Raw genomic sequence first — 25,941 nt, 5'->3', positions numbered from 1 at the left:
TCTCCTTCTGCTCTGGTTTATCTTTCCTGAGTACACTATAATACAAATACGAACCATACAAGTAATTAATATATTTCACAGGAGCTATAGACCATGTCTATGAACAATTTTGAACTGTATAAGGTTTTTTACTGGGCAGCGAAGACTGGAAGCCTGACCCAGGCCGCCAAAGCCCTCTATATTACCCAGCCCAGCGTCAGCCATGCCATCAAGCAGCTGGAGGACAGCTTTGGCCTGACCCTGTTCACCCGCAACTCCAAAGGCGTGGTGCTGACCCCTGAGGGGGCTACCCTGTACTCTTATATTGAGCAGTCGCACATCCTCATCACCCAGGCGGAGAAGAAGATGGCCGAACTCAAAAACCTCGACAACGGCGAGCTGCGGATTGGCGGCAGTGATTCCCTGTTCAAGCATTATCTGCTGCCCTTCATCGAAGTCTTTCACCAGCGCTACCCCGGCATCCGCCTGCATCTGATCCACGGGACTACACCCGAAGTCATCTCTTATTTAAAAGAAGGCCTCGTTGATCTGGGCGTGGTGCGCATGCCGATCGCCGATCCCCAGCTAGAAGTGCGGCAGGGGCTTCAGCTCCAGGACTGCTTCATTGCGGGCAGCCACTATGCCGGGCTGAACCAGAAGGTGCTCTCTATTGAAGAGCTGCTTCAATATCCCATCATCCTCTTCTCCCGCAGCAGCCGCGCACGTATGGCTATTACGGACTTGTTCCGGGGGTACGGCTACGAGCTGAAGCCGGAATTCGAGGTAGGCAGCGTGGGCCTGCTGATCGAGTTTGCCCGCAAAGGACTCGGCATCTCCTTCGTGACGCGGGAATTCGTATCCAAGGAGCTGGAGGAGGGCTCCCTCTTCGAGATTCAACTGGACGTACAGCTCCCCCCTGCCCAGGTGGGCATGATGACCATGCGCAACATGCCGCTGACGACTGCGGCCAGCAAGTTCATTGAGCTGACGAAGTAGAGCGGCCCGAACAAGCGAACGCCGGGGAATGCAACGGCGAGCCGCCCCGGGGCGGCTCAACAACGGCACTTTTGCCGTTGTTTCCAGGCAAACTGCCCCGGGGGGCTTTAACAACGGCATTTCTGCCGTTGTTTCCAGGCATCCCGCCCGGGGGCGGCTCAACAACGGCATTTCTGCCGTTGTTTCCAGGCAAACTGCCCCGGGGCATCTCCACAACGGCATTTCTGCCGTTGTTTCCGGGCATCCCGCCCCGGGGCGGCTCAACAACGGCATTTCTGCCGTTGTTTCCAGGCATCCCGCCCGGCGGCGGCTCAACAACGGCACTTTTGCCGTTGTTTCCGGGCATTCCGCCCCCGGCGGCTTCAACAACGGCACTTTTGCCGTTGCGGCTATGCTCCGAGAGCTGTGTTGGCCGCACGGCTCTTTGTATTTGCCCTCTTTTCCAGCCACACTGTCTGACTGCCCTGAATCTAGATGCTCCCCCCACTATTCGAAAAGCAGATACCAGTACACCGCAACCTCTCCACTGACGGCAGGGATTCCTTTATACACATATTGATCAAACCCGCCGATTACAAATCCGCAGCGCTCATAGAACCTGCATGCCTGCACATTGATGTTCTGCGTTTCCAGCATGATTCCAGGCAATTCCCGTTCCAGCGCCCAGCGCTTGGCCTGTTCCATCAGTTGCCGGCCGATCCCATGCCTTCTGAATTGCTTGTCCACCTGGATCATGTCAATAAGCGCATAACGGTTCCAATTCTTTTTCAATACCATTCGCCCCACCGCCTGTTGTTCCGCAAAAGCCAAATAAACCACTTGATCGGGGTTATTGATGTACTCAGAATCCTCTGTTTCGTCTGCCTGCTCAGAGGTTTCTTCTGAGTATCTTTTCTCATAGATTGGAATGTCTTTTACGGTGTATGTGAACTGATTCTCTATGTATGAAAGGACAAGAGCCGAATCTACAATAAAAGAATCGTCCATATCCGTCCAGCGGCCCTGATCCTCAGCCGTCATTTCCCGGATGGAGATATCCAGAAACTCTGAGGACTCTGCATCAAGTCGTTTCCATGGTTCCTGCTGATTCATGTTGCACCCTCCTGATAACTTTTATAATGTAACCTATAAATTCAACCGAGCTGGTGAAGCTGTGCCACGGTAAGTTGGGCTGGAAAAAATCCACGACCTACACCGTGCTCAGAAAGCTTTGTGAACGGGGGATTCTGCAGAATGAAAATGCCGTCGTATCTGCCCTGATCAAACACGAGGAGGCCCAGAGGTATGAGAGCGAGGCCCTGCTCGACAAGGCTTTTGACGGTTCATTGCTGAAATTTCTGACTGCCTTCCCGGGGAACCACCAGCTCTCCTTCAAAGAAGCAGAGCAGCTTAAACGCATTATTGAGGAGGCGACAAAATGACCGCGTGGTTCACCGCCATTTTGAATATGAGTATTACTGCAAGTTATGTAGCCGTTGCTGTAATGATCGTCCGCCTGTTTTTGCGCAGAGTACCTAAGATTTTCTCCTATACATTATGGGCTGTTGTGCTTATAAGGCTGGTACTTCCTTTTAGCTTTAGTTCCGGCTTCAGTTTCCTAAGCTTTCTGGCACCCAACGTCCTAACGGGGAGTGGAGCAATGGAATATGTCCCCGGCGTTATCGTTCAATGCACAACCCGGCAGTTAACGTTGGGGCGGACGTCATCAATCAAGCGGTCAATGCTTCTCTGCCCGCGGCCACTCCTGCCGCAAGCGTAAATCCCATGCAATTCATGCTGGAGCTTGCCGCCATTGTCTGGCTGGTTGGTATCGTTCTGCTGCTCGGCTGCAGTATAATTTCCTACCTCAAGATCACTCATAAAGTGCGGACGGCGACGCTGGTGCAGGGAAATGTGTTTGAGTCTGACCGGATCACCACCCCTTTTGTATATGGCTTCATCCGGCCCAGAATCATGATCCCTGTGGGTATCAAGAAGAATGAGCTGACTTATAGTCCTTGAGCAAGAGCTGGCACATATCCGCAGACGGGATTACCTAATCAAACTTTTAGCCTTCCTGGTGCTTGTTGTCCACTGGTTCAATCCGCTGATGTGGATGTCCTTTGTGCTGATGAGCAAGGATATGGAAATGTCCTGCGACGAAAGCGTGCTCCGCAAACTGGGCAATGGCGCGAAGGCCGGTTATTCACACTCTCTGCTGGCTTTTTCCGTGAAAAGAGGGCGTGTGCTGTCCGGCAGTCCGCTTGCCTTTGGCCACAACAGCATCCATGCCCGAATTAAAAATGTGCTGAGCTATAAACAGCCGAAGGTCGGCTTGGTCGCCGCAGCCAGCATCGTATCGCTACTCTTCATGGTGGGATTTATGGCTAATCCGGCTGGGAAAATGGAGAGGTCTGTGGATCAGGTCAACAAGCTTGCTTCCGTCTGGGCGGATGCCCTCGTCTCCCGTGACGGTCAGCCCCGCTATGAGATGATGTCGCCAGCCATGAAGGAACAATTCAAGCAAGAGCAAGCCGCCAGACGGGGAGAGAATTGGAATTACAGCATCGGCGTATCCAGCCCCTGGGTGGCCGATTATGCAATCCGCATAACGGTTTAAGAGGATAGACCTTTTAGTGCAAAAGCTAATATTTCTTCCTTTAACTCCTTGGTTAAGGGCTTATTATTAAATGACAAAGCGTGTGGACTTATTTCCACTTCCTTGCCTTCTTCTCTCAGCTTCTCAGCTAAATATAACAGCGCGTTTAATGGGTTCGATGATTCATTCAACAGATGAACGGTTAGTTCCTCCAGTAGTTGCTGTTCGTTGACCGCCTGAAACTCCAGCAGACCTTGCGTGCTCTGGAGTTGTGCATTATAATCACTAAACTTCTCATTAATATTCCAGCCAGGCCATTTACTCTGAAGCTGTCTGAATAAGTCAGAAATCACATCAGCATGCCAAAATTCTAACCGTTTTTGAGGAATATCAAGATGGAAGCCACCCAGAGGAAAGTCTTTCTTCCATTCGCTAAGATTAAGCTTTTGATAGCCATATGCTTTATCGATCTTATCGACCATTTCAGGGCCGTGAAGCAAATACTCTTCGACCCCTCCCCCTAAGGGGAATATCAGCATTTCATTTGCCGAGAATCTTACACTTGCCACTGTCTCAACCCAGTCTTTCTCTTCAGGAGGCGCTAAACAGATACCTTTTAAATCACTATCACCAACGGTTAACACCTTTTCCTTGGGGTAGCCTACATAAGAGGCTAAATCTGCAATGCCTCCATAAGCCCACTCGATTTCCCAGCCAGCCCACGTCTTTTGCATAAGCTGTATATATAAATTTCGAAGCGGAATGTCAAACCGTATATTTTCACCGCCGAAAATCAATAATTTCTTAATGTCCAGATCAAGGACAGCACCGCCTTCAGCCCATATATCATTAAGCCACCCGGATTCATCTACCCTTGTTTGCAGTTCAATAAATTCAACGGCATATTCAGGACCCCAGAACAAGTCCCGTGGCAGTGTATTCGCACACCAGTGGCTATAATACAGCTCATAAGATCGATTTCTTACAATTAGCAGATTTGCCCTCTGTCCCATTATATCCTCCGTTTAATTCACATTCTCTAATACCTAGCCTTTACTACCCTTAACTTGAATCCTAGATGCCCTTCCATCTCTGGAATCAAATCAGTTAATTCTTTTTCATTCCTTTTACTTTCAATGGTAAACCTAGCGAACCCTGCAGGAAGGTGATATTTTAGACGGTTAAGATCAGTTCTCAGATTGCAGCAAGGCATATGTATACTTAAGTCTTCAAAATTATGTGTGAAGCTCCTGGACATTTCTTCCTGCCACCATGCCACATCCAGTATTTCAGAACAAAAAGGGCAGGCCACATATTCGAAGTTCCCGCCCTGATCAATAAACTGTACCGAATCAAATACATGGATATCGCAAAAGATCGAACAGTCATCCAGAAGACTTCTCAAATTCTGAATAATGTGCGGAGCCGGAATTAGCTTATAGTTATCTTCAGGTATCAGCCTTATGACGTGTCCGGACATTTTAAGCTCCCTTCGTTCAGGGCAGTTACTATACTCGAGACTTCTACTGCTGCTCCCGTTGTCTTTCGATCATTCCCAAGTAACGATCCAATTGCTCCTCCTCCAAAGAGGCAATCATGTCAGCAAAAGGCTCCAGATCGCGATGTACGGCGTAGGCTTCCAAGGTATTAAAATAATCCAGTCTGCTTTCTTTCGCAATCGAGATGGGTAAAAAACCGTTCGCCAGCAGCTGGTAGTTCATAATAGTGTATGTTTGCCCTGCTCATACAAGGCTTTTTTACGCAGGATTTCGGGATAGTCCACACCTCACTCCTTCCCTTTTTTATTACCTCATGTTCACCCGATAATCTTAACCGCATTCTCTTTAATCTGCGTAACCGCCTCTACAAGTCTTCTCTGCTTCGTTCTATCGAAAAGCTTAACAAAGCTCTGAGGCTTGTCAAAAGGCGGCTTAGTCAGTTCGGTTACGTTGTCCATATAACCATTCTGCACAATGTAATCAATAACCTTTTTTACAAATACGATCTGCCCCTGACTCAGCGACTGGTCATTAATGAATTCCGAGAATGCAGCCGTTGCCGCCTCATACTCCAGCTTAGCAATTTTGCGGACCAGCAGCCCGAATGGAGTATCCTTGAATTCCCGCTCATAATCCTCTGCTGTGCCCAACTCGCCTGTAAAAATCTTCTCCAAGGCTTCATAGTCCAGCGCCGTTAACGGAATATTATTGCGGAGTTTGTGGATTACCAGATTGTCCCGGTTTTTCTCGATATAGCGGTTGACCTTAAGCTTATAATCCTCGAAAGTATAGGCCTCATACATAGCTTTCCCTTCGTGAACTTCAAGAACCTCATCGGCAAGGTTGGTATAGATCGGATTCTTACCTCCCTCATCCACGATAAATTTAATCAGACCACGCAACTCCTGACGTACCTTTTCAAAATCCAGCAGATTAGCGCTGTCCCAGAACTCTTCCGTCCCTATCGTCTGGATTAGCGTCAGCTTGTCTCTCACCTGCGGTATAGTTGCACGCTGTAAAAGAGTTGTTGCTACATCGATCAGTTGTTTCTTCGATTTTTTGTATTGTGGCGCTTCCTCTGCCTGGGCAAGCATTAAGCCGTACATCAAATTATCAAACCGTTTGGCATGCTCGTCTGCATCATCCGTGTAAACAATGGGGGCAACATATTTAATTAGATTAGACTGGTCCTGCTCCAGCAGGCAGACAAATGCAGCTTGATGTTTATACTTCTCTATGTATTGCAGCTGCATCTTCACCGATACCAATTCCGTATTGAGTGCTTGAATTTGCCCGATTACGATCTCAATCAGGTCTGTACGAATGGATTGATAGGGTTCATCTATAAACACAGCCTGCTGCAAGTGCTGGATTAACCGTACACGCTTCGCAAAGATCACTTCGGACAAGCTGTAGGCTTCATTCCCCTGCAATCCCTCCTTGTGTTGACGGAAAAATTCGAAGTTGCCCAGATAATCAAAAATGACAAAATGAGTCTTGTCCTCTCCTTCTCCAAACAGGTCCTTACAAAGTCTTGTCCCGCGGCCGATCATCTGCCAAAACTTAGTTTTGGAGCGAATCCGCTTGAAGAACACCAGATTGACGATTTCCGGCACATCTATCCCTGTATCCAGCATATCTACTGAAACAGCGATATAAGGACTTTTGTTCGCAAGCTTGAAGTCATCAATCAGGCTTTGTGTATAATCATCCTCGGATACAATCCGCTTGGAAAAATCCCCCTTATATTGAGGATACAGCTTGTTGAATCGTTCCACGATATATTGAGCGTGATTTTTATTCTGAGCGAATATAATCGTTTTGCCCAGCCGGTCTCCGCCTGATACCTTGATGCCCTGGGTCATTAGATCCTCAAGCACCTGATCCACTGTGGCCTGATTAAAAATGAAATCATTAATGGCCGGAGAAGGGATGAATTCAGGCATTTCGCCATCTTCCTCTGTAAAATCCTCCTCATAGCGCGCCTTGTCATCTGCAGAGAGCGTATCATAGGTGATGCCTTGTTCCAGAACTTTCGTTGTCACTTCAATATTATGATAAGGCACCAGCACACGGTCCATCTCTACAGCCGTCTCATAGGGATAGGCATAGGTAGGCACGCCGCTCTCCATCTCGAAAAAGTCATACGTATTGCGGTCCACTTCCGTCTTCGGGGTTGCGGTCAGCCCTACCACATAGCCGTCAAAATACTCAAATATGGCGCGGAATTTCTTAAAGATACTCCGGTGCGCTTCATCCACGATAATCAAGTCAAAGTGGGCGGGTGTGAAGAGCCGCTTACCGTCATCACTCTTGGCCCTGTCAATGGCATTTAGCATCGTAGGATAGGTGGAGAACACAATACGGGCCGTCTTGTCATCCTTATTGCTGAGCAGATTGCAGAGAGACATATCCGGCAGGTAGTTCTTGAAGTCGTCCTTTGCCTGTTTGACCAAAGCCTTTCGGTCAGCCAGAAAGAGGATGTTAGTCACATATCCCCCTCGGGATAACACATCGGTTAGACTGGAGGCGGTTCTGGTCTTCCCGGTACCCGTCGCCATAACCAGCAAGGAACGTCTATGACCCGTCATAATATTATCGCAAACTGCACGTATGGCTTCCTTCTGGTAGTAGCGGTCTGTGATGTTATCGTCAATGACCACCTCATCCAGAACTTTGCGTTCATTCCGCCGATTCATCAGCTTCTGCAGATCCGACTTGGAGAATACGCCGCTGACCTTGCGCTGCGGAGAGGTAACGTCATCCCAGAGATTGGTTTCGAAGCCGTTGGATGTAAACATCATAGGCCTTCTGCCGGTCATTCGCTCCAGGCAATCCGCATACAGCTTGGCCTGATGGGTACCTGCCTTCGGATCTTTGGAGGTGCGTTTGGCTTCAATGATCGCCAGAGGCAAGCCGTCCTTACCGTACAGCACGTAGTCGGCATACCCTTTCCCCTCATCATTGGGCATCCCGTACAATTCGACTTCTTCTCTCACATCATCCCCGAGTGTCCAGCCCAGCAGCTTCAAATCAACATCTATATATTTCTTGCGCGTGCGGAACTCCGAGATATCCTCCGGCGTAAAGTGACGCTCTTCCTGGTGCTGTTCTTTGTCGGCAGTAAGCCGGTCACTCATTGCCGCGATCTGGGCGCGCAGCGCTTCGATTTCAGATTCCTTTTGCTCAATTAAGCTGTCTTTCTCCTTGATACGGGCTTCATCCAGAACTACCTTCTCTACAGGGATATTATCCTCTGCGAAATGGCGTTCTTCATAATTCACACCATAGCAATAATCAAGCCACTGGATGAATTCAAATAATGCAGCAAGCGACAAAACAGCATCACTGGAGCTAATCGCTTTGTCTGTATGTACCGCAAGGTTCCCCAGCTTAATAATATAAGGCAGCTTCCCCCAAGTCTGGTTCTCCATTGCGAATTTGAAGGTAGGTTCATGAATGAGTGCCTGCAAATTGTCCTTATAGGGCATAGTGATGGTGTTATCGGCAGCGTATACCCATTTCACTGCAAGCTCAAAAGCCTTACGGCTGCCCACCGCTGCCATCGCCGGAGAGGTGGCAAGCACTCTCTCCGCTTCGATACAGGCGTTAGCAAATAACTTATATTCCGGTTGCCCTAGCAAGAACTCAAAATTTGCAGGCATTGGATTCACCTCACGGATAATTTCTTTTATTCGAAGTACTCGCTCATTAAGCTGTTGAAGAGGTATTGCGTCTCGTCTATGGCTTTTTTGACGAGGGCTTTTTGTTCTTCGATTTTGGTGACGATGTTGGCGAATTGGGTTTGGAGTTCGATTGGTGGAACATACACCACAAATAGGTTACACTCTGGAACTGATAAATGCTTAACAGTTGACCCTCGTGCGAGTCTCCTTATTTGATCTTGAAAATACTCTGACTGCATATGATACATAAGAAATAACGAGTCTATTATTGAATTATTAGCTCTGTATGACACTATCCTTTGTCCTAAAAATAAAAAGTCATCACTCTCAATTATTCCAGTTTCCCCAATAGGTGCCTCTCTTGTTAGTAGAACATCTCCTCTTTTAGGAACTGATCGTCTTGTCCATTTTTGAAATGTCTGTTCATCCACATAATTAACATTTCGAGTATCTACATAGCCTTTTTTGATGTTTGTTGTTCTCAGCATTTTGTACGGGCTAATTTCATCAATAATAGGCGCGGTTTTATTTACACAATCTACTATTTCAGTACACACATCAACAATCGATGTGCTGTTCCACTTCTTTTCATTAGTAGTAAGATCACCAAACATATCATAAAAGGTAGCTTTGATCAGATTGTCCAGCTCAGCAAGCTGCTGTTTACGTATGGCGAGCAGTTCGGCTGCAGTGTCTAGTGTTTTGGCAATTTGCTTTTGTATTTCGAGCGGTGGTTGAGGTATATCAATTGATTTTAATACACCGCTATTAATTCCCTGGATCGTTGCCCCTCGCTTTTGAGTATCAAAATATTGACTGTAGCTTTTTATACAATGGAGAATATAAGGCTTATAAAATTGACCATTGTCAATATTCTCAATTGATATAATATCTTGGCTAGTACACATAGGAACTGTATTAATAGAGACTTTTCCTACGCCGACTCTAGTTCCTATCATAATTGAATTTTTTGAGATTATCTTGGTTGCACTATTTAAAACAGCTTCCTGCGAAATAAATACAGTTGCATCTGCACCTTCAATAAATGTCTTTCCAAGTGAGGTGGTTGTAATCCATGGGATCTCCCCCTCAAAATATTCCGGTTTATTTCTTGTGGGGGTTCCACCACTTTTAAACTCACCAATGTCACCTAGTTTTACCTTTTCCCACTTACTCACCCAACAACCCCCTCAATTCCTCCATCTTAGAGGAAATATCAAGGCTCAACTCATCTAATCGAGTCATGATCACTTCGGGCTTGTCATACTCTACCTTTTCATACACGACCTCTTTATATCTATTAATTGACAGATCATAGTCATTCGCTTCAATCGCAGACTTGTCCACCAGAAAGCTAGGCTCTGTCGGTTGACGGTCGGCTTCACCTTCAAGGTTATGGTAACGGGCGATGATATCCGGGATATCGTTTGCCGCAATAGGAGAGCGTTTATCATCGAGAGAATAACCGTCCGCTTTCATATCGTAAAACCACACTTTATCCGTGCCGCCTGCATCTGTTTTGGTGAACAAGAGAATCGCTGTGCTAACTCCTGCATAGGGCTTAAACACACCACTCGGCATGGAGATTACCGCCTGAAGCTGATGGTTCTCTACCAGTTCTTTGCGAAGAGATTTATGCGCTTTAGTCGAACCAAACAGCACACCGTCAGGGACGATACACGCACAGCGTCCGCCTTTGCGCAGTATGCGCAGGAAGAGGGCCACGAACAAAAGCTCCGTCTTTTTGGTATCTGTGATCGTTCTTAAGTTTTCGTTGATGCTCTCCGCGTCTACCGTTCCAGTGAATGGTGGATTGGCGAGCACAATATCATAGGCGGATGCCGTATTGTTTTGTCTGGACACACTGTCCACATAATCAATATGCGGCTGGCTAATGGAATGGAGCATCAGGTTCATGGCAGATAGGCGGAGCATCGTTCTATCGGTATCATAACCGGAGAACATTTCACCCGAGAAATGTTCCCACTGCTCGCTGGTCATCTCCGCCTCATATTTTTCGCGGATATATTCGGCAGAAGAGACAAGGAAACCCGCTGTACCGCAAGCCGGATCAACGATCTTGTCATTTGGTGTAGGCGCAATCAGATCCACCATCAGATCGCGAATATGCTTGGGCGTTCTGAACTGGCCGTTTTGTCCAGCCGAAGCCAGCTTTCCCAGCATGTACTCATACAGATCACCTTGCATATCCAGGTTCTTGATATCATGTTCATACAGTTCATCGAGACCTGTGATCATCTTTTGCAATACTTGAGGGGTAGGAACCAGAAACATGGCATCCTGCATGTAGCGCGAGAAGGCCGTCGTGTTCGCTCCATTCATGGCTTTGATAAACGGAAACACCTTCGTGCCGACAATATCATAGATGATACGGGCATCTTTGGTTTTGAATTTACTCCAGCGCAGTTCTTGTCCCTCTTCGTCCTCGGGGAAAATCTTCGGCATCTTTTCACCGCTTAAAGCTTCAAAACTCTCATTCTCCAGTTCCTTTTCATCCAGAGAACGAATAAACATCAGATAGGTAAGTTGTTCAATAACGGTAAGAGGATTACTGATTCCACCTGCCCATAAATCCGACCATATTTTATCAACCTTGTTGCGAACTTCTCCTGTTAGCATGCATCTTTCTCCATTCTATTCCATAATCATTCTTTATTCGATAATATCTCCTATATTATACACCGATCTCCTTAATCATTGGATACTCCATATACTTTAGAGGCTAGCTCAATGAACAGCTTGCATGTTACGGAGTGATGTGACCCATCAGATTTACTTAAATGCTTAGCATAGAACCTTCCTTCGGTTATTCCCGAGCTGGTAAATGTTATTGCTCCGAACTGCTCCACATGATTTGGGAAGACAAGTTCGTAGACAACTCCGCTGTCACTTTCCTCACTTTTTTCCGCATGTATACTGTTTTGTGATTCACGATCAACAACAGAGATTTCCTGGTGGTGTTCCTTGAATCGCCATAGGAATTCACTTGAAGTCACAATTCTGATGTCTGCTTCAAATTCATTTTTAATGATCAATAATTCAGAAAAGTTTGCATTACTATAGAAAATATTACTGGACTCAATATTCGCATTGTTGTACATACTGTCTAACTCTACTTGCATTTCCTTAATATTTAATTCATCATAAGTGTCTTTATACTGGTCAAAAATCTTCTGCAAGAACGGGTCCTTCATTTCAGCCAACAAAGCTTTAGCCTCTTTGAGCAAAGGCTCTGTCTTTCTGATATCGTAAACCCATAGCAGCGAGTTTATCTTTTGGAATAAGTGAAGAATTCTCTCATTCATATAAAGTACCTGCCTAACCACCGGATAAATTTTTGCTTGTACTCCGTTTTATATTTCTTTTTAAAATCTGTACTTTTGATAATTTTAAATCCTCTCTCGAACCTCCTCAGGCTAAAACCCGTTCTGGGAACAAATAATAAGTAACGGATAAAGTGATGATTGGAACCTGAATTTTTGTTCACATCTAAATCTACCCGGGCTATAACACCAAAACCAACTGCACTCGCGTACCCGTTGCTGCTGCATTCATGCCAATACTTCAATAACTGCTCTAGAGCATCGAGAGGATATCCCTCGTCTCTCCCTAAATGCGTCTTCACTTCCAAAGGCATATCATTAGGCAAATTACTCATTGAGGAACAAGAAGTATTCCACAGTCTATCCAACTGTACCCAGTCACAATAAAACCTGAAATCCGGACATCTCAAATTGTGAGCTTTCATTCTTTGAAAAGGGATTCGAACAACCCCCATAGCAGCACCCAAAGCAGGCATAACTACGGCCTCGCCAATGTTTCCGGTTACCGCTTGAGACTTGTGTTTTTCAGAATGAATCTGTATTCTTCCAACCGAAGGTCCCGAATACAAATTATGAATTCTCCAAATCGTTGCTCCGGTTGAATTCACATAGTCCCCATAGTGAACCCCGAGGGATCTGATGAGATTGCCCGTATATACTTCTCCATAAATACCCATTTCTGATTTTGTAATACGATATGTATGTACACGACCAATACTGCGTGTAGGGGTAGAAGCAAGGTAGAAAGAACAATTAAACTCTATCATTTACCAACTTCCCTTCAGTATTTTATTCAGACTGCTCTGCTACAAAAGTCCTGTTTTTGAATCTATTATAATATGCAGTTGGTTTAGAATACCAATATTTTCATGCTGCATAAATTGAACTTGAAAACTCGGGAACGTAAGTGAGGCTCCTCTGGAACGGAAGCTAAGTGGAAAAAGTAAAACTAATGAGCTGAAAACCGGCCTGCAGGTGGATTTAGTTGGATTTTGGACACTTAATTGGTGCATATTTATCCCATATCGCCACTTTCAGCCGGATTAGTGGTACTTATTCCAACATAGGCTACTCCATAAGCCGAATAAGCTCAATTAGTGATACTTTTTCCCATTAAGGATCACCGGCTCTGTTCATAAAATTATAGTAACAGAAAAACCCGGCCACCCTGCAGCGAAGGATGAACCAGGTTACTGGCCATTCAACAAGATTAAGATAAATATGACATACTGCTGTCACTACTCTATGCTATAACAAAATAAAAACGAGGTGCACCGCTATGGCAAGCTATGAATATTCGTCCAAGAAGGATTTGTTGGAGGCCATCCACAGCAAGTATGTGCTGCTGGATGCGGAATTTGAAGACGTCGATACGAGTCAAAAAGACGTGAGGCTTCCCGGGGTGGATAAAACGCCCGCCGAAATTATCGCCTACCAGCTGGGTTGGCTTCAGCTTGTCATGGGTTGGGACAAGGATGAACGGGAAGGCCGGGAGGCACAAATGCCGGCACCCGGCTACAAGTGGAACCAGCTCGGCGGACTGTATCAATCCTTTTATGACCAATATGCAGCATTGTCCCTTCCCGAACTGCGGGACTTATTCCGGCAGACAGAGCAGCAATGGCTGGACTGGGTCAGCACGCTGACGGAAGAAGAGCTGTTCATCCAGGGAATCCGCAAATGGACAGGCAGCAAGGAGAACTGGCCGATGGCCCGGTGGATTCATATCAATTCGGCGGCCCCATTCACAAGCTTCCGGGCCAAAATCAGAAAGTGGAAGAAAAACCTTCATCATGTGCCGCTGGACCCGCCGTCAGCCCCCTGACCACCGTCCGTCCCTTGACCGCCATTCCTTTGCGTTCCGCCATTCATGTCCGGTAAGCTGCCGTCCCTTTGCGTTCCGCCATTCATGCCTGGAAAGCCGCCGTTTCCGTTGCCTCCACCGTTAAAGTTCGTGCCGCCATTTCTTCCCGGGAATCCGTTCATCCTGGAGCCGGAGTCCGTATCCGTAATTTTTTGGGAGGTAATGGCGTCACAGGAAGTCAGAATCATGGAGCAGCCGAGCACTGCGGCCAGCAATGAGATATAGCCTTTTGGAGTCCGCATCCTAAGCCCCCCTCTTTCCAAACGTATAATCATATACGTCCTTAAAACCCATATAGGAAAATACAATCAGCAGCGGATACACCGGGTAAATGTAGCGGGATTTGATCTCCCATAACAGATAGAATCCGATGAACCCCAGAATGACCAGAATCAGCGGGGTTTCCGCATACCGCTTTGCTTTTATGCCACTGATTAACCGCACGAGAATACAAGCATACATCAGGATATTCAGGACATACATCATCCAGAGCAGCCCGCTTCTGGCATTCGAATCCCCCTTGAACCAGTCCGAAGCAAATGTAGTGTATACATAGCGGTCCATCACAAAGCCCATTCTGCCTCCGCTGCTGGACGAGCCGTCATTTCCTATGCCGTATCTCTCCATCTGGTAAGTACCTTCGGTCCAGGTCCAGATGAGCTTTTTATAATACATATTCACTAATTCGCCTACAGTGGCCCCGGAGAACTTATCGGCAATCGACGCCTTGAACAGCCTGGTGCTTTCCGCCTTGCTATAGTTGGCATCCCGCTGATAGATGGTGTAGCTCTCCCGGTTGTCCCAGAACCCGAACGTCTCCAGGTTGACACCCATATTCAGCCACATGTAGACAGGCGCAGAGTTAGTGCTGACCGGTTCCTCCACGACATGCGTTCCCTGAAGTACAGCATTTTGCGTCCAGCCCGGAACATTGAACAGCAGAGCCGTCAGAATCACTGAGGTGATGACTTTTCGGAGTCCAAGAGTCCGCCTGTGAAATAGAAGGGTAAGCAGAACCGTTATAAGAAAAATAACACCGATACTCCGGAAATAGTTCCCAATCGCCAATAAAATGGCTGCGAGCAGGATATCCTTGAGCGAAGTAGTTCTGATGAATTTTACAGCAAAATATAATGCACTGGTCAGAAAAGCGGTAGCAATCACGTCATTATAGATGAGGTTGCTCATGAACAACGAAGGAAGGTAAGTGGCAGCAAAGACCAGGACCCCATAGTCATTTTGTTTGGATTTGGTGTTAAGCTCTTTGTATAGCAGGTAGATCATTAATGTAGTAACCAGCGAAAACAGAATATTGAAGCTTTTGATGACCAGATAATTATCCGGGAACAGGTACAGCAGTGTCTTCAAGTACAGGACGATTGAGAATTGGAACGGGAACATGTGAAGATAACCGCTGGTCTGGAAGGAGGAATAATCGTTCCGGTACAGCATATCCATAGCCAGCGACAGCACCGTCTGTGAATCATCCGTCGGCAAGCGGGTGAACAGGAAGATGATCACGATCTGGATGGCTGAAGAAAAAAGCAGCGTAACCGGAATAACAATCCTGGGGCTGTACTTATCCAGCTTCAGGCACATTCTGTACAGAACGGCGCTTAAGGCGAGGATGATTGCGATCAGCACCATAAAAAGAACCAGCTTTTGCTTTTCCAGAACCGGTGTGTCGCCGAAAGCGAAATAGTTATACTCCGCCCGGAGAAAAAAAGACGAAGCGATAAAAAGCCCGATCAAAAAAGCCAATATCACATACAGTGTTCGTTGAATTCCCTTTACCATGGACCAACCTCCATACGGCAGTGCTTCGTTCGGATCATCACATGCCTGAATATTTAACAGCAGTATAAGGGTCCAAACTGAAAATCTGATGAAAATCACGCAGGAATGAACAGGAACGGCGAAGAAGGAACTTACGTATGAGATGAGATGATGTTCAATCCAGCCGATTAAGGAGTGTGTCCCATGAAAGAGTCATCCTACACAGCCAGACTTGAATTATTTGCTGAAAATGCACAGAGGGTCAAAAACGGGTTTGTCTGGAAAAATGCACAGGTCAACCGCCTGGCGGCACTGCTGTATACTGCCGAGGACAAAATAGCCGACAGTGACGCGATCCGCGCCAGCCATGAACTTATTAAGGAGCATACGGGAAGCTTCTCTTCCTTTCGGGGCACTTCCGCAATTGGACTTGCTGCCATGCTCTCCCTGTCTGCTAATCAAGAGAAGCAGCTTGCAGACACATTGGCTGTCTATGAGCTGCTTAAGGACGCCAAGTTCAGAGGATCAGATTATCTTGTGATTGCCGCCTATCAGATTGCTGTGAATACAGCATCGGATCAATACCTGCAGACGGTAGAACGTGCAAAAGCATTCTATGACGGCATGAAAGCCAGACACCCTTTCCTTACAGGACGGGACGACTATATCTTTGCTGCCCTGCTCGGCCTTTCCGGTATTCCTATTGAGAGCGGACTTCAGCGCATGGAGCAGCTCTATGCTGCGCTGAAACCGGAGTTTCTGTCCGGAAACAGTGTGCAGGCGCTGACGCAGGTGCTGGTGCTGGGGGACAATGCTTCCGAAACGGCGTCCCAGGTCCTTGCACTCCGGGATGCCTTCCGGGCAAGAGGGCTTCGGCTGGATAAAGAATACACCTTATCCTCCCTTGGCGTATTATCGCTGCTGCCCTGCGTTCATGAAGACATTGTGAACGGTGTGTCGGAAACTTATGAATTTCTGCGCACCCAAAAAGGCTTCGGCAACTGGTCCGTTACGAAGCAGGAGCTGCTGCTGCTGTCGGCTGCCCTGGTGGCCTTCAAATATGTAGATGAGGCAAAAAGCGGTGTAGTCACCACGACGCTCTCCACCAGCATTACCAACATTGTAATCGCGCAGCAGGCTGCCATTGCCGGTGCTGCCGCCGCATCGGCTGCGGCGGCTTCTTCCTCCAGCTGACAACTTTGGTTACGCATTCAAAAGTTCAATCGATTGTAACAAAAAATATTGGAATTCCGGTTGCTGGCTGCCTGTTAGTGATATAATCACGTTGATTTGTTCACTCCTTCCTGTATGGCAGGGTGAAAGAACACGCAGAAACAGGTGATCAGATGTTTGAACTAAAATGGCTGTGGCAGAATCTGGAGGGAAATCGGGCACGGTACATTCTGGCGCTAAGCCTATCGGTGGTTGGCTCCTCTCTGACGATTGTGAATCCGTACCTCAGCCAGCGTATTGTGGATACGTTTATTGCCGGAGACAATGCCGTGCAGAATCTGACGGACAAACGGGGGCTGCTCATCGCGCTCTGTCTGGGGATGATCGGCTTTTCGCTGCTGCGTACGGGTCTGGCCTATTTTACGACCATGCAGTATGAGCTGTCTTCCCAGAACATGCTGTACCGCATCCGCATTTATCTGTACAACAAGATTCAAGGGCAGGACAGGGAATATTACGATCATAACCGTACCGGCGACCTCATGACCAAGATGACAGGGGATCTGGACATGGTCCGCCACTCGATGGCGTGGATTTTCAAAACGATCATTGAATCGTTGACGATTTTTGCCGCGGCTGTGATCTATTTCTTCAGTATCGATTCCGGCCTGACGTTGTGGATGCTTACCCTGTCTCCGCTTATTTTTATCGTGGCCTACATATTTGCCAAGCATGTCCGCCCCATGTATGTGGATCTCCGCGAGCGGCTGTCCCAGCTTAACACGACCACACAGGAGAATATTTCCGGCAACCGGGTGGTCAAGGCTTTTGCCCGCGAAGCATACGAGATCGAGAAATTCACGGAAAAGAACGTCAACTACTCGACAGCGAACAAAAAAGCCGCACTTGTGTGGCTTGATTACTTTCCTTATCTCGAAACCTTCGCTCAGGCCTTCAACGTCATTCTGATGCTGGCGGGCGGGCTGTACCTGATGGAAGGCCGGATCACCTTTGGTGAATTCGCAGCCTTTTCTTCGCTGGTCTGGGCTGTATCGAACCCGATGCGCAACATCGGGATCATTATCAACGACATTCAGCGCTTTTTTGCCAGCTTGACCAAGATCGTCGAAATCTATTACGCCCGGCCCGCTATTGTCAATGAGCATCAGGCCACGACCAAGCGGCGTTACGATGGCCGGATCACGTTCGAGCATGTCACCTTCAAATATGACAGCGCTACAGTACTGGACGATGTCAGCTTTACGGTGGAACCCGGTGAAACGATTGCCATTATGGGTTCAACAGGAGCAGGCAAAACAACACTGATTAATCTGATTCCACGCTTTTATGATGTATCCGGCGGACGTGTGCTGGTTGACGGGATTGATGTCCGTGAGCTCGAGCTTGACGAGCTGCGCGGCAACATCGGCATGGCCACTCAGGACGTTCTCCTGTTCTCTGACACCATCGACGGAAACATCGCCTATGGCGACCCTGAGCTTCCGGAAGAAGAGGTTGTGGCCTATGCCGGGCTTGCAGCCGCCCACGACTTCATCGTCAAAATGCCCGAAGGGTATGACACGGTGGTCGGGGAACGCGGGGTCGGCCTGTCAGGCGGCCAGAAGCAGCGTATTGCGCTCGCCCGCGCCCTGGCAGTCCAGCGTCCCATCCTGATTCTGGATGATACCACCTCTGCGGTCGATCTGGAGACCGAGGAGCACATTCAGAACAGTCTGCGCGGGCTGGATTACCCCTGCACGAAGCTGATTATTGCGCAGCGGGTATCCACTACGGCAGAGGCTGACCGCATCCTGATTCTGGATAACGGACGGCTGATCGAAGAAGGCACCCATGCCGAGCTGCTGGCCAAGCGGGGTTATTATTACGACGTGTTTATGCTGCAGAACGAGGGTATTGGAAGGCAGGTGATGGCTCATGGCCAGGAATAAATTCGACGTCGATGAGAATCTGGAATCCCCTTTTGACATCAGGCATTTCCGCCGGGCAATGATCTATATCAGACGGAAGAAGAAACCGATGATTATCGCGTTTATCCTAAGTGCTCTCTCGGCAGCCATCGCCTTGTCGGCACCGCTGATCATGCAGCATGTCGTTGACGTAACCATTCCTTCCAAGGAGAAGCTGGCCTTGCTTGGCTGGTCGCTGCTGATGCTGCTAACCATTGTGGTCAGCGTCATTCTGGCTACCATCCGCTCGCGCATTATGACCCGCGTCGGACAGGATATTATTTTTGATATCCGTACGGATTTGTTTGCGCATTTGCAGCAGCTTCCCTTTAAATACTACGACGACCGCCCGCAGGGCAAGATTCTGATCCGGGTCGTAAACTATGTCAACTCCGTTTCGGATGTGTTATCGAACGGGATCATCAACTTTATTCTGGAAATTGTTAATTTAATTTTTATCGCCGCATTTATGTTCGCTGTGGATGTACGGCTGTCCTTCGTCATTCTTGCCGGACTGCCTGTTTTCCTCGGCATCATGCTGCTGATCAAAACCCGGCAGCGGCGCGCATGGCAGGCCGTATCCAACAAAAGCTCCAATCTGAACGCCTACATGCAGGAGAGCATCACCGGTATTGGCGTGACCCAAATATTCTCCCGTGAACAGCAGAACGCAGGGATTTTCACACGCCTGTCCAGCAATTTCCGCAAGGAATGGATGCGGGCGGTGTCTTATAACATGCTGATTCCTTTTTCGGTAGATAACCTGTCCACCATTGTTACGGCCCTGATCTTCCTTGTGGGACTGCTGACTCTGGACCCCGTGGATGCAACCCTTGGCGTCATTCTGGCCATGAGCAGCTACGCCGCCCGCTTCTGGCAGCCGATTCTGAATCTGTCGAACCTGTACAACAGCTTCATCAATGCAGTAGCCTACCTGGAGCGCATCTTTGAAACGCTGGATGAACCGGTTACCGTCAGCGATATTCCGGATGCGCGGGAGCTTCCGTCCGTGCAAGGCCGGGTTACCTTTGACAATGTAACCTTCGCCTATGATCCGGGGCTCAACATTCTGGAGAATATCTCCTTCGATGTCAAGCCCGGGGAGAGCATTGCCCTGGTAGGACCGACAGGAGCAGGCAAAACAACCGTCGTCAATCTGATCTCGCGCTTTTATGACCTGACCGGGGGCAGAATTCTAATTGACGGCCAGGATATCTCGGAGATTACGCTGAAGTCCCTGCGCAGCCAAATGGGGATTATGCTCCAGGACAGCTTTATTTTCTCCGGCACCATTCTGGACAATATCCGTTACGGGAAGCTCGATGCCACCGAAGAGGAGGTCATCGCCGCTGCCAAGGCAGTCTGTGCCGACGATTTCATCCGTGAATTTGATCAGGGTTACCTGACCGAGGTCAATGAGCGCGGCTCCAAGCTGTCACAGGGACAGCGGCAGCTCATTTCTTTTGCCAGAACGCTTCTGGCCGACCCGCGGATTCTCATCCTGGACGAAGCCACTTCTTCCATTGATGCGAAGACAGAACGCCTGCTGCAGAAAGGTTTGAACGAGCTGCTCAAGGGGCGTACTTCCTTCATTATCGCGCACCGGCTCTCCACCGTTAAGAACTGCGACCGCATCATGTATGTCTCGAATAAAGGCATTGCCGAAAGCGGCTCGCATGATGAGCTGATCGCACGCCGGGGTCTCTACCATAGGCTCTATACGGCGCAGAAGATGGAAGCTTGAGGCATATATTTGGATAGGGCAAATAAGCACAGGCCGTGATACAAGGCCTGTGCTTGTTTGCGCTGAAAGCTTGCTTTTCATTGCCTCATTGCTTAAATACAGGGAATCTTAACGGTCACCGTAGTACCTTCACCAAGCTGACTTTGTATCCCTACCCCGTACTCCTCTCCAAACAGCAGCTTGATCCTGTTGTTGATATTGGAAAGACCGATATTTTTGCCGGCAAAGCTGTTCTCCACTCTCTCCGAATATTCCATATTCAGTTTCGCTTGGATGCTTTCAAGCTCCTCATAAGCGATCCCTTTGCCGGAATCGGCTACTTGAAAACATATATCTCCATTGGCATCAATATGGCCGCTCACATGGAGATGCCCTCCTGCGTCGATGCTTTCAAGCCCGTGATACACTGAATTTTCAACAATGGGCTGCAGGATCATTTTAGGCGTCCTCATTTTCAGCAGCTTTTCATCCACATTTACTTCCATCGCGAACTTGTTTTCATACCGGATGGAGATAATATTCATATATGCCTTAATACATTGAATTTCTTCACTGATCTGTACCAGCTCGTCTTTTTTAATGCTGTAGCGAAATATTTTGGACATGCATGAGGTGATCTGAGCGATTTCCTTGCTGCCATATTCAAGCCCGATGCTGCTTATGCAATTTAAGGTGTTATAGAGGAAATGCGGGTTAATTTGACTCTGCAGGGCCGAAAATTCAGCCTGCTTTTTACTCAGCTCCGACTCATATAATCTGACCTGAGTGTTAAAGACATCCCTCGTCATTTCCTCCATCTTGTCAATCATGTTGTTGATATCATAGGCCAAAGCCCCAACTTCGTTGGTTGAGCGCACCTTTACCCTAAAGTTCATATCTCTTTTGCCGGCTCTTTTCATATCTGCCACCAGACCCATGACAGGCCGTGTCAGATTGTTCAAGAAAAAATATACCAGAATAATCATGCTGAGAGTGATGCCGATTCCGACAATGATGCTGATGTTTTTAATATCATTCATATCAGTGGTCAGTTCATGCACCGGAATCATGCTTAAAATACGCCACCCGTCTGCCTGCTGCAGGCCTTTTTCCTGAACGATGACGTCTTTTCCGTTTATTTTTGTTTTTACGCCATTGGCTAGACTATGCCGGTCCAAGGAAAGGATTTCCTTGAATATATTGCCGCTGGAGTTTGTATGGTTTGAGGCAACGACCTCATTTTGGCTGTTCAGGATATACAACGTAGAGTTTGGTGTTAATTCCGTATGAACAACAAGTCCTTTGATCTTCTCCATATTAACCATAACCGAGCAATAGCCCGTTCTTTGCGAGAAATGAACCCCGCCGATGGATTCGATAACGGGTACTATATAAAAGAAATATTCGCTTCCTATTTTTTCATTTTTGAAGAGCTTTGTGAACCTTCCTTTTTTGTCAAGCTCACTGTCATTTTTATACTTGCTGATAAATTCATCATATTGGTTCAAAAAAAAGATATCACCGTTGGCTGTAGCCAGGCTGTATACACTTCTTCCATGATTATCATTAATCATAATTCCGTTCACGTAAGTATTAAAGGACCTCATATATTCCATTAGATCAATTACATAAGTGCCTATATCAAAATCCCTTTTATAATCATTATCTTCAACGGTAAATTCCTGTATCTTCTTATTATTGACCACAATGTTAGTGCTGAGTTTGATATCGTTGAACACGGAGTCTATCTTCTGGCGCGTTTGTTCAATGATTTTGTTCCCGTAATTTGCAGCTCTTTTCTGTGTCAGATTAAAAAAGCTGTAATAGAAATAGAATTCCATAACCGCAAATATGACTACCGGAAATAAAAAGATTAGTAGTATCTGATGTTTTAGCTTCAGTCTGCTGATCTTCACCTTTCCCCCCCGATCCCAGCGCCGTCGAAACCGCTTTTATTTTGGATAATGTTCATGAAAACCCAGCCCATGCTCTCCCCACGACTTCAATACATGCCTGTAAAATGACTGCTGAACCGCTGCTCCTTCTTCCGTTTTAAGCATTTTTCTGATCTCATCCACCATTGACGTAAGATACCCCAAGCTGCGCATTTTTCAATGGCTCAAATTTTTTCATATTTCGGTTTGGCATCTGAATTCCTCCAACGCATACCTTTGAAGGTCATGGAATAAAATCAACCTTTTGGTCAGGTTTATATGCTTTTTTGTCCTATCTCTTCAATGCACAAAAGGCAGCCGCACGTTACTGTGCGATTGCCGAAGTCTGCATATCTGCTGCTCCCCTAGACTCATGCCCAAGGTGCAGGTCTGGCAACAGGGTTCAGTTATTTCCTTTCTACACATGACGGTGGGCATCTTCCTGGCAATTCATACATATGTCTGGAAAACACAAGCCATCGCTCGTATAATAGCCGGGGTTCCCGTCCCGTTGTTTAAGCGCCTCCATCACATTGCGAATCTCAATCTGAACCTTCTTGAAATCGGTACGCTCCCATAAAGCCAAATATGGCAGCTTCCGGTCTTTTGAGCCTTTTAATATCTTGGAGAGAAGCGCCCGCCCTGGGCAATGATATCGTCGGCAGCCCTTAGAATAGCCCGCAATTCGTGCTCCGGCAACGGCTGGTTTCCGCCTTTCATGGCCTTGTCAGCTCCATGATCCGTTCTTCCAGAACATCCTTATCGGACGAGGCCTTGTCCAACCCCGATTGGTACAAGCGCAAAGCCTTATCCTTACTGCCCGCTGCAGAAGAGTCAAATTGGGGATTATACAAATCTCCCCAGCCCACATATCCCCAGACCCATTCCGGATGCTCTTCAGTCAATTGCTCAAAAAGCGCATCAGCCGTGCCGGTTTCGCCCTTATAAAAGTGCGCTTCCGCATAGGAGCGGCGCAGGTTCAATCTGCTTTCCTCGTACATATCCGTCAAATATTCCATCATCTCCCGATATAGCTGGATCAACCGGTCCCAAGCTTCGGGATCCTGCCGTTCCCGGCACTCCCGAACCATCTTAGCCTCCGTGCCGAAGAAGACAGCGTCCATCTCATAAGGAAAATCGAAACGCTCCGTAATTTGCGCAAATGAACGGTAGTTGAAGGGAATGATCATATGGTCCCTGATCGCCGTCCAAATGCCCCAAAACTGTTCCAGAATCCGCTCGCCTGAACTCTCATACAAATACTCCTTCAGCATGGCCTCCAAACGGTGCATGGTAAAAGGGCTGCCGCTAGGGCAAGGATCATTTCTGTCTGCTTTCATTGTTCCTCCCAGATTTCTTCAGTAATTTAAGGGAATTATAACATACCCCTATGAACAAGCAATAACTGGCAGGAACTAATCCCGGTATCCAATTATTCCCTGTTTATGAAAACCACCGCCTCACCTGTGGAGCGGTTTCTTGATTATAACCCGCTGTTCACGGTTGAAATCCGCAGACAAAGGCGGACACTACCGCTCCTACAGTTCCAAACTTCTCCTCCGCCACTTCTCCTTTCCTTGTAATATTTTTAAGTTCAATTTATATATATTCCAAATATTTACACCGCTAAGATTCCATGCTACAATCTTTACGGTGTTAAGATTGATGGAAGGAAGCATTCATACGATGAAAGAAAAACCCTACCACCACGGCAATCTACGCAAGCAGCTTATCGAAACCGGTATTAGCCTGATTAACGAAGAAGGTGTAAAAAGCTTTTCCCTGCGCAGAGTCGCTGCACAGTGCAACGTCAGCCATACCGCCCCCTACAGCCATTTTAAAAATGTAGATGAACTGATTGCTGCCATGGGCGAGCATGTCACAGAGCAATTTATGGAGAAGCTGCGCATATCCATTCAAGGAGAGGAGGACAGCTCCGAGGCCATTTCTTTGCTGGGTCAGGCCTACATAGACTTTTTCATAGAGAATCCACAGTACTTTCAATTCCTCTTCTATCACTCAGGCATAACCATTGATCTGGATAACTACAATTCCGATAATTACCCGCCATTCGCTCTGTTCCGGACAACGGCATACCACATGTTCCGCAGCATCGGTCTGCCGGAAGCCTCTTATTCGCATCAATTGATTGCGCTGTGGTCCATGGTGCATGGCATCGCCTCGCTGCTCACGAATAACGGTGTCCGGTATTCCGGCAACTGGCGCGATTTTTTTTCGATCCTAACGGTACTCGATAAGGAGGATGACAAATGAAAATGATCTTTCACGACTTGGGCCAGCACGAATATGCAGCATGGGTGGAGGCTCCTCAGGAGGAAGTAACAGTCATATCCGATAATGGCACCATCCGCCATTGCACCGGCTGCTTCGGATGCTGGGTAAGGACGCCCGGAGTCTGTGTTCTCAAGGATGGCTATCACAATATGGGTGAACTTCTCTCGAAATGCGATGAACTGGTGATTATCAGCAAATGCGAGTATGGAAGCTACAGCCCCTTCATCCTCAATGTGTTAAACCGGAGCATCTCCTACGTCCTCCCTTATTTTTCTACCCAAAGTGGAGAAACCCATCATCGGAAACGTTATGATCATCAGTTCGCCCTGTCTGTACATTTTTATGGGGAAGATCTTACGGAAGCGGAGATGGAAACGGCCAGAAAACTGGTCGCGGCAAACAGTGTGAATTTGTATTCTATAGGAAATAACGTGTATTTCCATAACAGCCTGCAAGCGGTCAAGGAGGTATTGGCATGAACATCGCCCTGATCAACGGAAGCCCGAAGCTGAAAAAAAGCAACTCCGCCATAATGCTTGGCATGCTCGAGCCGCTTATCCGCACCGGGCATGAGATCACAACCTATCATCCGAACAAAAAACCGCTGACCCCAGAGCAATACAGCGAGCTGTGCCGCATGGATGTACTGGTTATCGCCTTCCCGCTGTACGTAGACGGGATACCGTCACATTTGTTCAGGATGCTGGTTGCCCTTGAGGAATACATGAAAGCGGAGCGTGAGGGGGACATTTACGTATACGCCCTTATCAACAACGGTTTTTTTGAGGGGCAGCAAAATCACCTTGCGCTTGAGATCATTCAGAACTGGTGCAGCCGCTGCGGCCTCCATTTCGGGCAGGGACTCGGCCAGGGTGCCGGTGAAATGATGGGCTTTCTGGCGAAGGTCCCCGTTGGCCGGGGACCGCTTAAGAATCTGGGCCGTGCCATGCAAGGCCTCGCAGGCAATATCCATTCACGCAGTGTGGATGAATCCATGCTGTTCAACCCCAATTTCCCGCGCTTCGCTTGGAAATTCACAGCGACACATTCCTTCTGGAACGCCACCGCCAAGAAAAACGGCCTGAAGAAGAAGGATATATTGAGAAGGCTGTAGCGTGACGCATAGA

Annotated in this window: 26 protein-coding genes; 12 read left to right on the top strand and 14 right to left on the bottom strand. The window is 47.6% G+C overall.

Annotation, left to right across the window (positions count from 1 at the left end; translation table 11 throughout):
* Positions 1-93 precede the first annotated feature (93 nt).
* Positions 94-975: a LysR family transcriptional regulator gene (locus BLQ82_RS26325; protein WP_062524374.1), complete on the top strand. Its 882-nt coding sequence runs from the start codon at positions 94-96 to the stop codon at positions 973-975.
* On the opposite strand, the gene BLQ82_RS32425 is transcribed toward BLQ82_RS26325, so the two are convergent.
* A complete protein-coding gene (locus tag BLQ82_RS32425) occupies positions 956-1,393 on the bottom strand; it encodes a hypothetical protein (protein ID WP_062524371.1) in 438 nt (145 codons plus the stop codon). The two genes, BLQ82_RS26325 and BLQ82_RS32425, sit on opposite strands and share 20 nt — an antisense overlap.
* Positions 1,394-1,461: 68 nt before the next feature.
* Positions 1,462-2,016 (bottom strand): GNAT family N-acetyltransferase, encoded by a 555-nt coding sequence (locus BLQ82_RS26315; protein WP_062524476.1) that lies wholly within the window; start codon positions 2,014-2,016, stop codon positions 1,462-1,464.
* Between the two features lie 86 nt (positions 2,017-2,102).
* On the opposite strand from BLQ82_RS26315, the gene BLQ82_RS26310 reads away from it, so the two are divergent.
* From BLQ82_RS26310 to BLQ82_RS26295, 4 genes are read left to right on the top strand one after another with little or no spacing between them, the layout of a single operon-like run.
* Entirely contained in the window at positions 2,103-2,396 is a 294-nt protein-coding gene (locus BLQ82_RS26310) for a BlaI/MecI/CopY family transcriptional regulator (protein WP_143013558.1), read from the top strand.
* Entirely contained in the window at positions 2,393-2,734 is a 342-nt protein-coding gene (locus BLQ82_RS33265) for a M56 family metallopeptidase (RefSeq protein WP_074648661.1), read from the top strand. The genes BLQ82_RS26310 and BLQ82_RS33265 overlap by 4 nt, the downstream gene beginning before the upstream one ends.
* A complete protein-coding gene (locus BLQ82_RS26300) occupies positions 2,644-2,976 on the top strand; it encodes a hypothetical protein (protein WP_163704252.1) in 333 nt (110 codons plus the stop codon). Before BLQ82_RS33265 ends, BLQ82_RS26300 begins: the two co-directional genes overlap by 91 nt.
* Positions 2,966-3,574 carry a M56 family metallopeptidase gene (locus tag BLQ82_RS26295; protein WP_082722710.1) on the top strand — a complete coding sequence of 203 codons (609 nt, stop codon included), beginning with the start codon at positions 2,966-2,968 and terminating at the stop codon, positions 3,572-3,574. The genes BLQ82_RS26300 and BLQ82_RS26295 overlap by 11 nt, the downstream gene beginning before the upstream one ends.
* On the opposite strand, the gene BLQ82_RS26290 is transcribed toward BLQ82_RS26295, so the two are convergent.
* The 8 genes from BLQ82_RS26290 to BLQ82_RS26255 all read right to left on the bottom strand — a co-directional run bounded on the left by BLQ82_RS26290 (position 3,571) and on the right by BLQ82_RS26255 (position 12,849).
* Entirely contained in the window at positions 3,571-4,566 is a 996-nt protein-coding gene (locus tag BLQ82_RS26290; RefSeq protein WP_062524365.1) for a hypothetical protein, read from the bottom strand. The genes BLQ82_RS26295 and BLQ82_RS26290 overlap by 4 nt on opposite strands.
* A 26-nt stretch (positions 4,567-4,592) precedes the next feature.
* On the bottom strand, positions 4,593-5,033 hold the full coding sequence (locus BLQ82_RS26285; RefSeq protein WP_062524363.1) for a hypothetical protein: 441 nt from the start codon (positions 5,031-5,033) through the stop codon (positions 4,593-4,595).
* A 43-nt stretch (positions 5,034-5,076) separates the two neighbouring features.
* A complete protein-coding gene (locus BLQ82_RS26280) occupies positions 5,077-5,274 on the bottom strand; it encodes a Fic family protein (RefSeq protein ID WP_062524361.1) in 198 nt (65 codons plus the stop codon).
* A gap of 95 nt (positions 5,275-5,369) precedes the next feature.
* Entirely contained in the window at positions 5,370-8,717 is a 3,348-nt protein-coding gene (locus BLQ82_RS26275) for a DEAD/DEAH box helicase family protein (protein WP_062524359.1), read from the bottom strand.
* Positions 8,718-8,743: 26 nt separating this feature from the next.
* Positions 8,744-9,916, bottom strand: coding sequence for a restriction endonuclease subunit S (locus BLQ82_RS26270; RefSeq protein ID WP_062524358.1), 1,173 nt, complete (start codon positions 9,914-9,916; stop codon positions 8,744-8,746).
* Positions 9,909-11,378 carry a type I restriction-modification system subunit M gene (locus tag BLQ82_RS26265; protein WP_062524356.1) on the bottom strand — a complete coding sequence of 490 codons (1,470 nt, stop codon included), beginning with the start codon at positions 11,376-11,378 and terminating at the stop codon, positions 9,909-9,911. The genes BLQ82_RS26270 and BLQ82_RS26265 overlap by 8 nt, the downstream gene beginning before the upstream one ends.
* Before the next feature lie 71 nt (positions 11,379-11,449).
* Entirely contained in the window at positions 11,450-12,064 is a 615-nt protein-coding gene (locus BLQ82_RS26260; protein ID WP_062524354.1) for a hypothetical protein, read from the bottom strand.
* On the bottom strand, positions 12,061-12,849 hold the full coding sequence (locus tag BLQ82_RS26255) for a hypothetical protein (protein ID WP_143013557.1): 789 nt from the start codon (positions 12,847-12,849) through the stop codon (positions 12,061-12,063). Before BLQ82_RS26255 ends, BLQ82_RS26260 begins: the two co-directional genes overlap by 4 nt.
* Positions 12,850-13,361: 512 nt before the next feature.
* On the opposite strand from BLQ82_RS26255, the gene BLQ82_RS26250 reads away from it, so the two are divergent.
* On the top strand, positions 13,362-13,907 hold the full coding sequence (locus BLQ82_RS26250) for a ClbS/DfsB family four-helix bundle protein (protein WP_062524350.1): 546 nt from the start codon (positions 13,362-13,364) through the stop codon (positions 13,905-13,907).
* On the opposite strand, the gene BLQ82_RS26245 is transcribed toward BLQ82_RS26250, so the two are convergent.
* Together BLQ82_RS26245 and BLQ82_RS26240 are read right to left on the bottom strand one after the other, a co-directional pair.
* On the bottom strand, positions 13,874-14,188 hold the full coding sequence (locus BLQ82_RS26245) for a hypothetical protein (protein ID WP_062524348.1): 315 nt from the start codon (positions 14,186-14,188) through the stop codon (positions 13,874-13,876). The two genes, BLQ82_RS26250 and BLQ82_RS26245, sit on opposite strands and share 34 nt — an antisense overlap.
* A 1-nt stretch (position 14,189) precedes the next feature.
* Positions 14,190-15,743 carry a glycosyltransferase family 39 protein gene (locus BLQ82_RS26240; RefSeq protein WP_062524346.1) on the bottom strand — a complete coding sequence of 518 codons (1,554 nt, stop codon included), beginning with the start codon at positions 15,741-15,743 and terminating at the stop codon, positions 14,190-14,192.
* 183 nt (positions 15,744-15,926) lie between these two features.
* On the opposite strand from BLQ82_RS26240, the gene BLQ82_RS26235 reads away from it, so the two are divergent.
* From BLQ82_RS26235 to BLQ82_RS26225, 3 genes are all read left to right on the top strand, one after another.
* On the top strand, positions 15,927-16,916 hold the full coding sequence (locus BLQ82_RS26235; protein ID WP_062524344.1) for a DUF4003 family protein: 990 nt from the start codon (positions 15,927-15,929) through the stop codon (positions 16,914-16,916).
* A gap of 152 nt (positions 16,917-17,068) precedes the next feature.
* Positions 17,069-18,844: an ABC transporter ATP-binding protein gene (locus BLQ82_RS26230; RefSeq protein WP_062524342.1), complete on the top strand. Its 1,776-nt coding sequence runs from the start codon at positions 17,069-17,071 to the stop codon at positions 18,842-18,844.
* Entirely contained in the window at positions 18,831-20,606 is a 1,776-nt protein-coding gene (locus tag BLQ82_RS26225) for an ABC transporter ATP-binding protein (protein WP_062524340.1), read from the top strand. The genes BLQ82_RS26230 and BLQ82_RS26225 overlap by 14 nt, the downstream gene beginning before the upstream one ends.
* Positions 20,607-20,698: 92 nt before the next feature.
* Here BLQ82_RS26225 and BLQ82_RS26220 read toward each other — a convergent pair whose 3' ends face one another.
* Positions 20,699-22,501 (bottom strand): sensor histidine kinase, encoded by a 1,803-nt coding sequence (locus BLQ82_RS26220; protein ID WP_062524338.1) that lies wholly within the window; start codon positions 22,499-22,501, stop codon positions 20,699-20,701.
* A gap of 734 nt (positions 22,502-23,235) precedes the next feature.
* Positions 23,236-23,859: a tetratricopeptide repeat protein gene (locus BLQ82_RS26215; protein ID WP_062524336.1), complete on the bottom strand. Its 624-nt coding sequence runs from the start codon at positions 23,857-23,859 to the stop codon at positions 23,236-23,238.
* A 346-nt stretch (positions 23,860-24,205) separates the two neighbouring features.
* Between BLQ82_RS26215 and BLQ82_RS26210 the strand changes: the two genes are divergently transcribed.
* Genes BLQ82_RS26210 through BLQ82_RS26200 form a run of 3 tightly spaced genes read left to right on the top strand, consistent with a single transcriptional unit; the run spans position 24,206 to position 25,928 of the window.
* Complete coding sequence (locus BLQ82_RS26210) at positions 24,206-24,793, top strand: TetR/AcrR family transcriptional regulator (protein ID WP_062524334.1); 588 nt, start codon at positions 24,206-24,208, stop codon at positions 24,791-24,793.
* Complete coding sequence (locus BLQ82_RS26205; protein WP_062524332.1) at positions 24,790-25,293, top strand: flavodoxin family protein; 504 nt, start codon at positions 24,790-24,792, stop codon at positions 25,291-25,293. The genes BLQ82_RS26210 and BLQ82_RS26205 overlap by 4 nt, the downstream gene beginning before the upstream one ends.
* Positions 25,290-25,928, top strand: a complete 639-nt coding sequence (locus tag BLQ82_RS26200) for an NADPH-dependent FMN reductase family protein (protein WP_062524330.1) — start codon at positions 25,290-25,292, stop codon at positions 25,926-25,928. Before BLQ82_RS26205 ends, BLQ82_RS26200 begins: the two co-directional genes overlap by 4 nt.
* Positions 25,929-25,941: the final 13 nt, after the last annotated feature.

This window comes from Paenibacillus jilunlii, assembly GCF_900102965.1.
Lineage (GTDB): Bacteria > Bacillota > Bacilli > Paenibacillales > Paenibacillaceae > Paenibacillus_AQ > Paenibacillus_AQ jilunlii.
Note: the sequence above shows the minus strand (reverse complement) of the source record. Positions and strands in the feature narration are given on the sequence as shown.

Excerpts from the sequence above, each read along its gene's own strand:
- BLQ82_RS26325 (WP_062524374.1), top strand. The coding sequence starts at position 94 with ATGTCTATGAACAATTTTGAACTGTATAAGGTTTTTTACTGGGCAGCG.
- BLQ82_RS33265 (WP_074648661.1), top strand. The coding sequence starts at position 2,393 with ATGACCGCGTGGTTCACCGCCATTTTGAATATGAGTATTACTGCAAGT.
- BLQ82_RS26300 (WP_163704252.1), top strand. The coding sequence starts at position 2,644 with ATGCACAACCCGGCAGTTAACGTTGGGGCGGACGTCATCAATCAAGCG.
- BLQ82_RS26290 (WP_062524365.1), bottom strand. The coding sequence starts at position 4,566 with ATGGGACAGAGGGCAAATCTGCTAATTGTAAGAAATCGATCTTATGAG.
- BLQ82_RS26285 (WP_062524363.1), bottom strand. The coding sequence starts at position 5,033 with ATGTCCGGACACGTCATAAGGCTGATACCTGAAGATAACTATAAGCTA.
- BLQ82_RS26280 (WP_062524361.1), bottom strand. The coding sequence starts at position 5,274 with ATGAACTACCAGCTGCTGGCGAACGGTTTTTTACCCATCTCGATTGCG.
- BLQ82_RS26275 (WP_062524359.1), bottom strand. The coding sequence starts at position 8,717 with ATGCCTGCAAATTTTGAGTTCTTGCTAGGGCAACCGGAATATAAGTTA.
- BLQ82_RS26265 (WP_062524356.1), bottom strand. The coding sequence starts at position 11,378 with ATGCTAACAGGAGAAGTTCGCAACAAGGTTGATAAAATATGGTCGGAT.
- BLQ82_RS26260 (WP_062524354.1), bottom strand. The coding sequence starts at position 12,064 with ATGAATGAGAGAATTCTTCACTTATTCCAAAAGATAAACTCGCTGCTA.
- BLQ82_RS26255 (WP_143013557.1), bottom strand. The coding sequence starts at position 12,849 with ATGATAGAGTTTAATTGTTCTTTCTACCTTGCTTCTACCCCTACACGC.
- BLQ82_RS26250 (WP_062524350.1), top strand. The coding sequence starts at position 13,362 with ATGGCAAGCTATGAATATTCGTCCAAGAAGGATTTGTTGGAGGCCATC.
- BLQ82_RS26245 (WP_062524348.1), bottom strand. The coding sequence starts at position 14,188 with ATGCGGACTCCAAAAGGCTATATCTCATTGCTGGCCGCAGTGCTCGGC.
- BLQ82_RS26240 (WP_062524346.1), bottom strand. The coding sequence starts at position 15,743 with ATGGTAAAGGGAATTCAACGAACACTGTATGTGATATTGGCTTTTTTG.
- BLQ82_RS26235 (WP_062524344.1), top strand. The coding sequence starts at position 15,927 with ATGAAAGAGTCATCCTACACAGCCAGACTTGAATTATTTGCTGAAAAT.
- BLQ82_RS26230 (WP_062524342.1), top strand. The coding sequence starts at position 17,069 with ATGTTTGAACTAAAATGGCTGTGGCAGAATCTGGAGGGAAATCGGGCA.
- BLQ82_RS26225 (WP_062524340.1), top strand. The coding sequence starts at position 18,831 with ATGGCCAGGAATAAATTCGACGTCGATGAGAATCTGGAATCCCCTTTT.
- BLQ82_RS26215 (WP_062524336.1), bottom strand. The coding sequence starts at position 23,859 with ATGAAAGCAGACAGAAATGATCCTTGCCCTAGCGGCAGCCCTTTTACC.
- BLQ82_RS26210 (WP_062524334.1), top strand. The coding sequence starts at position 24,206 with ATGAAAGAAAAACCCTACCACCACGGCAATCTACGCAAGCAGCTTATC.
- BLQ82_RS26205 (WP_062524332.1), top strand. The coding sequence starts at position 24,790 with ATGAAAATGATCTTTCACGACTTGGGCCAGCACGAATATGCAGCATGG.
- BLQ82_RS26200 (WP_062524330.1), top strand. The coding sequence starts at position 25,290 with ATGAACATCGCCCTGATCAACGGAAGCCCGAAGCTGAAAAAAAGCAAC.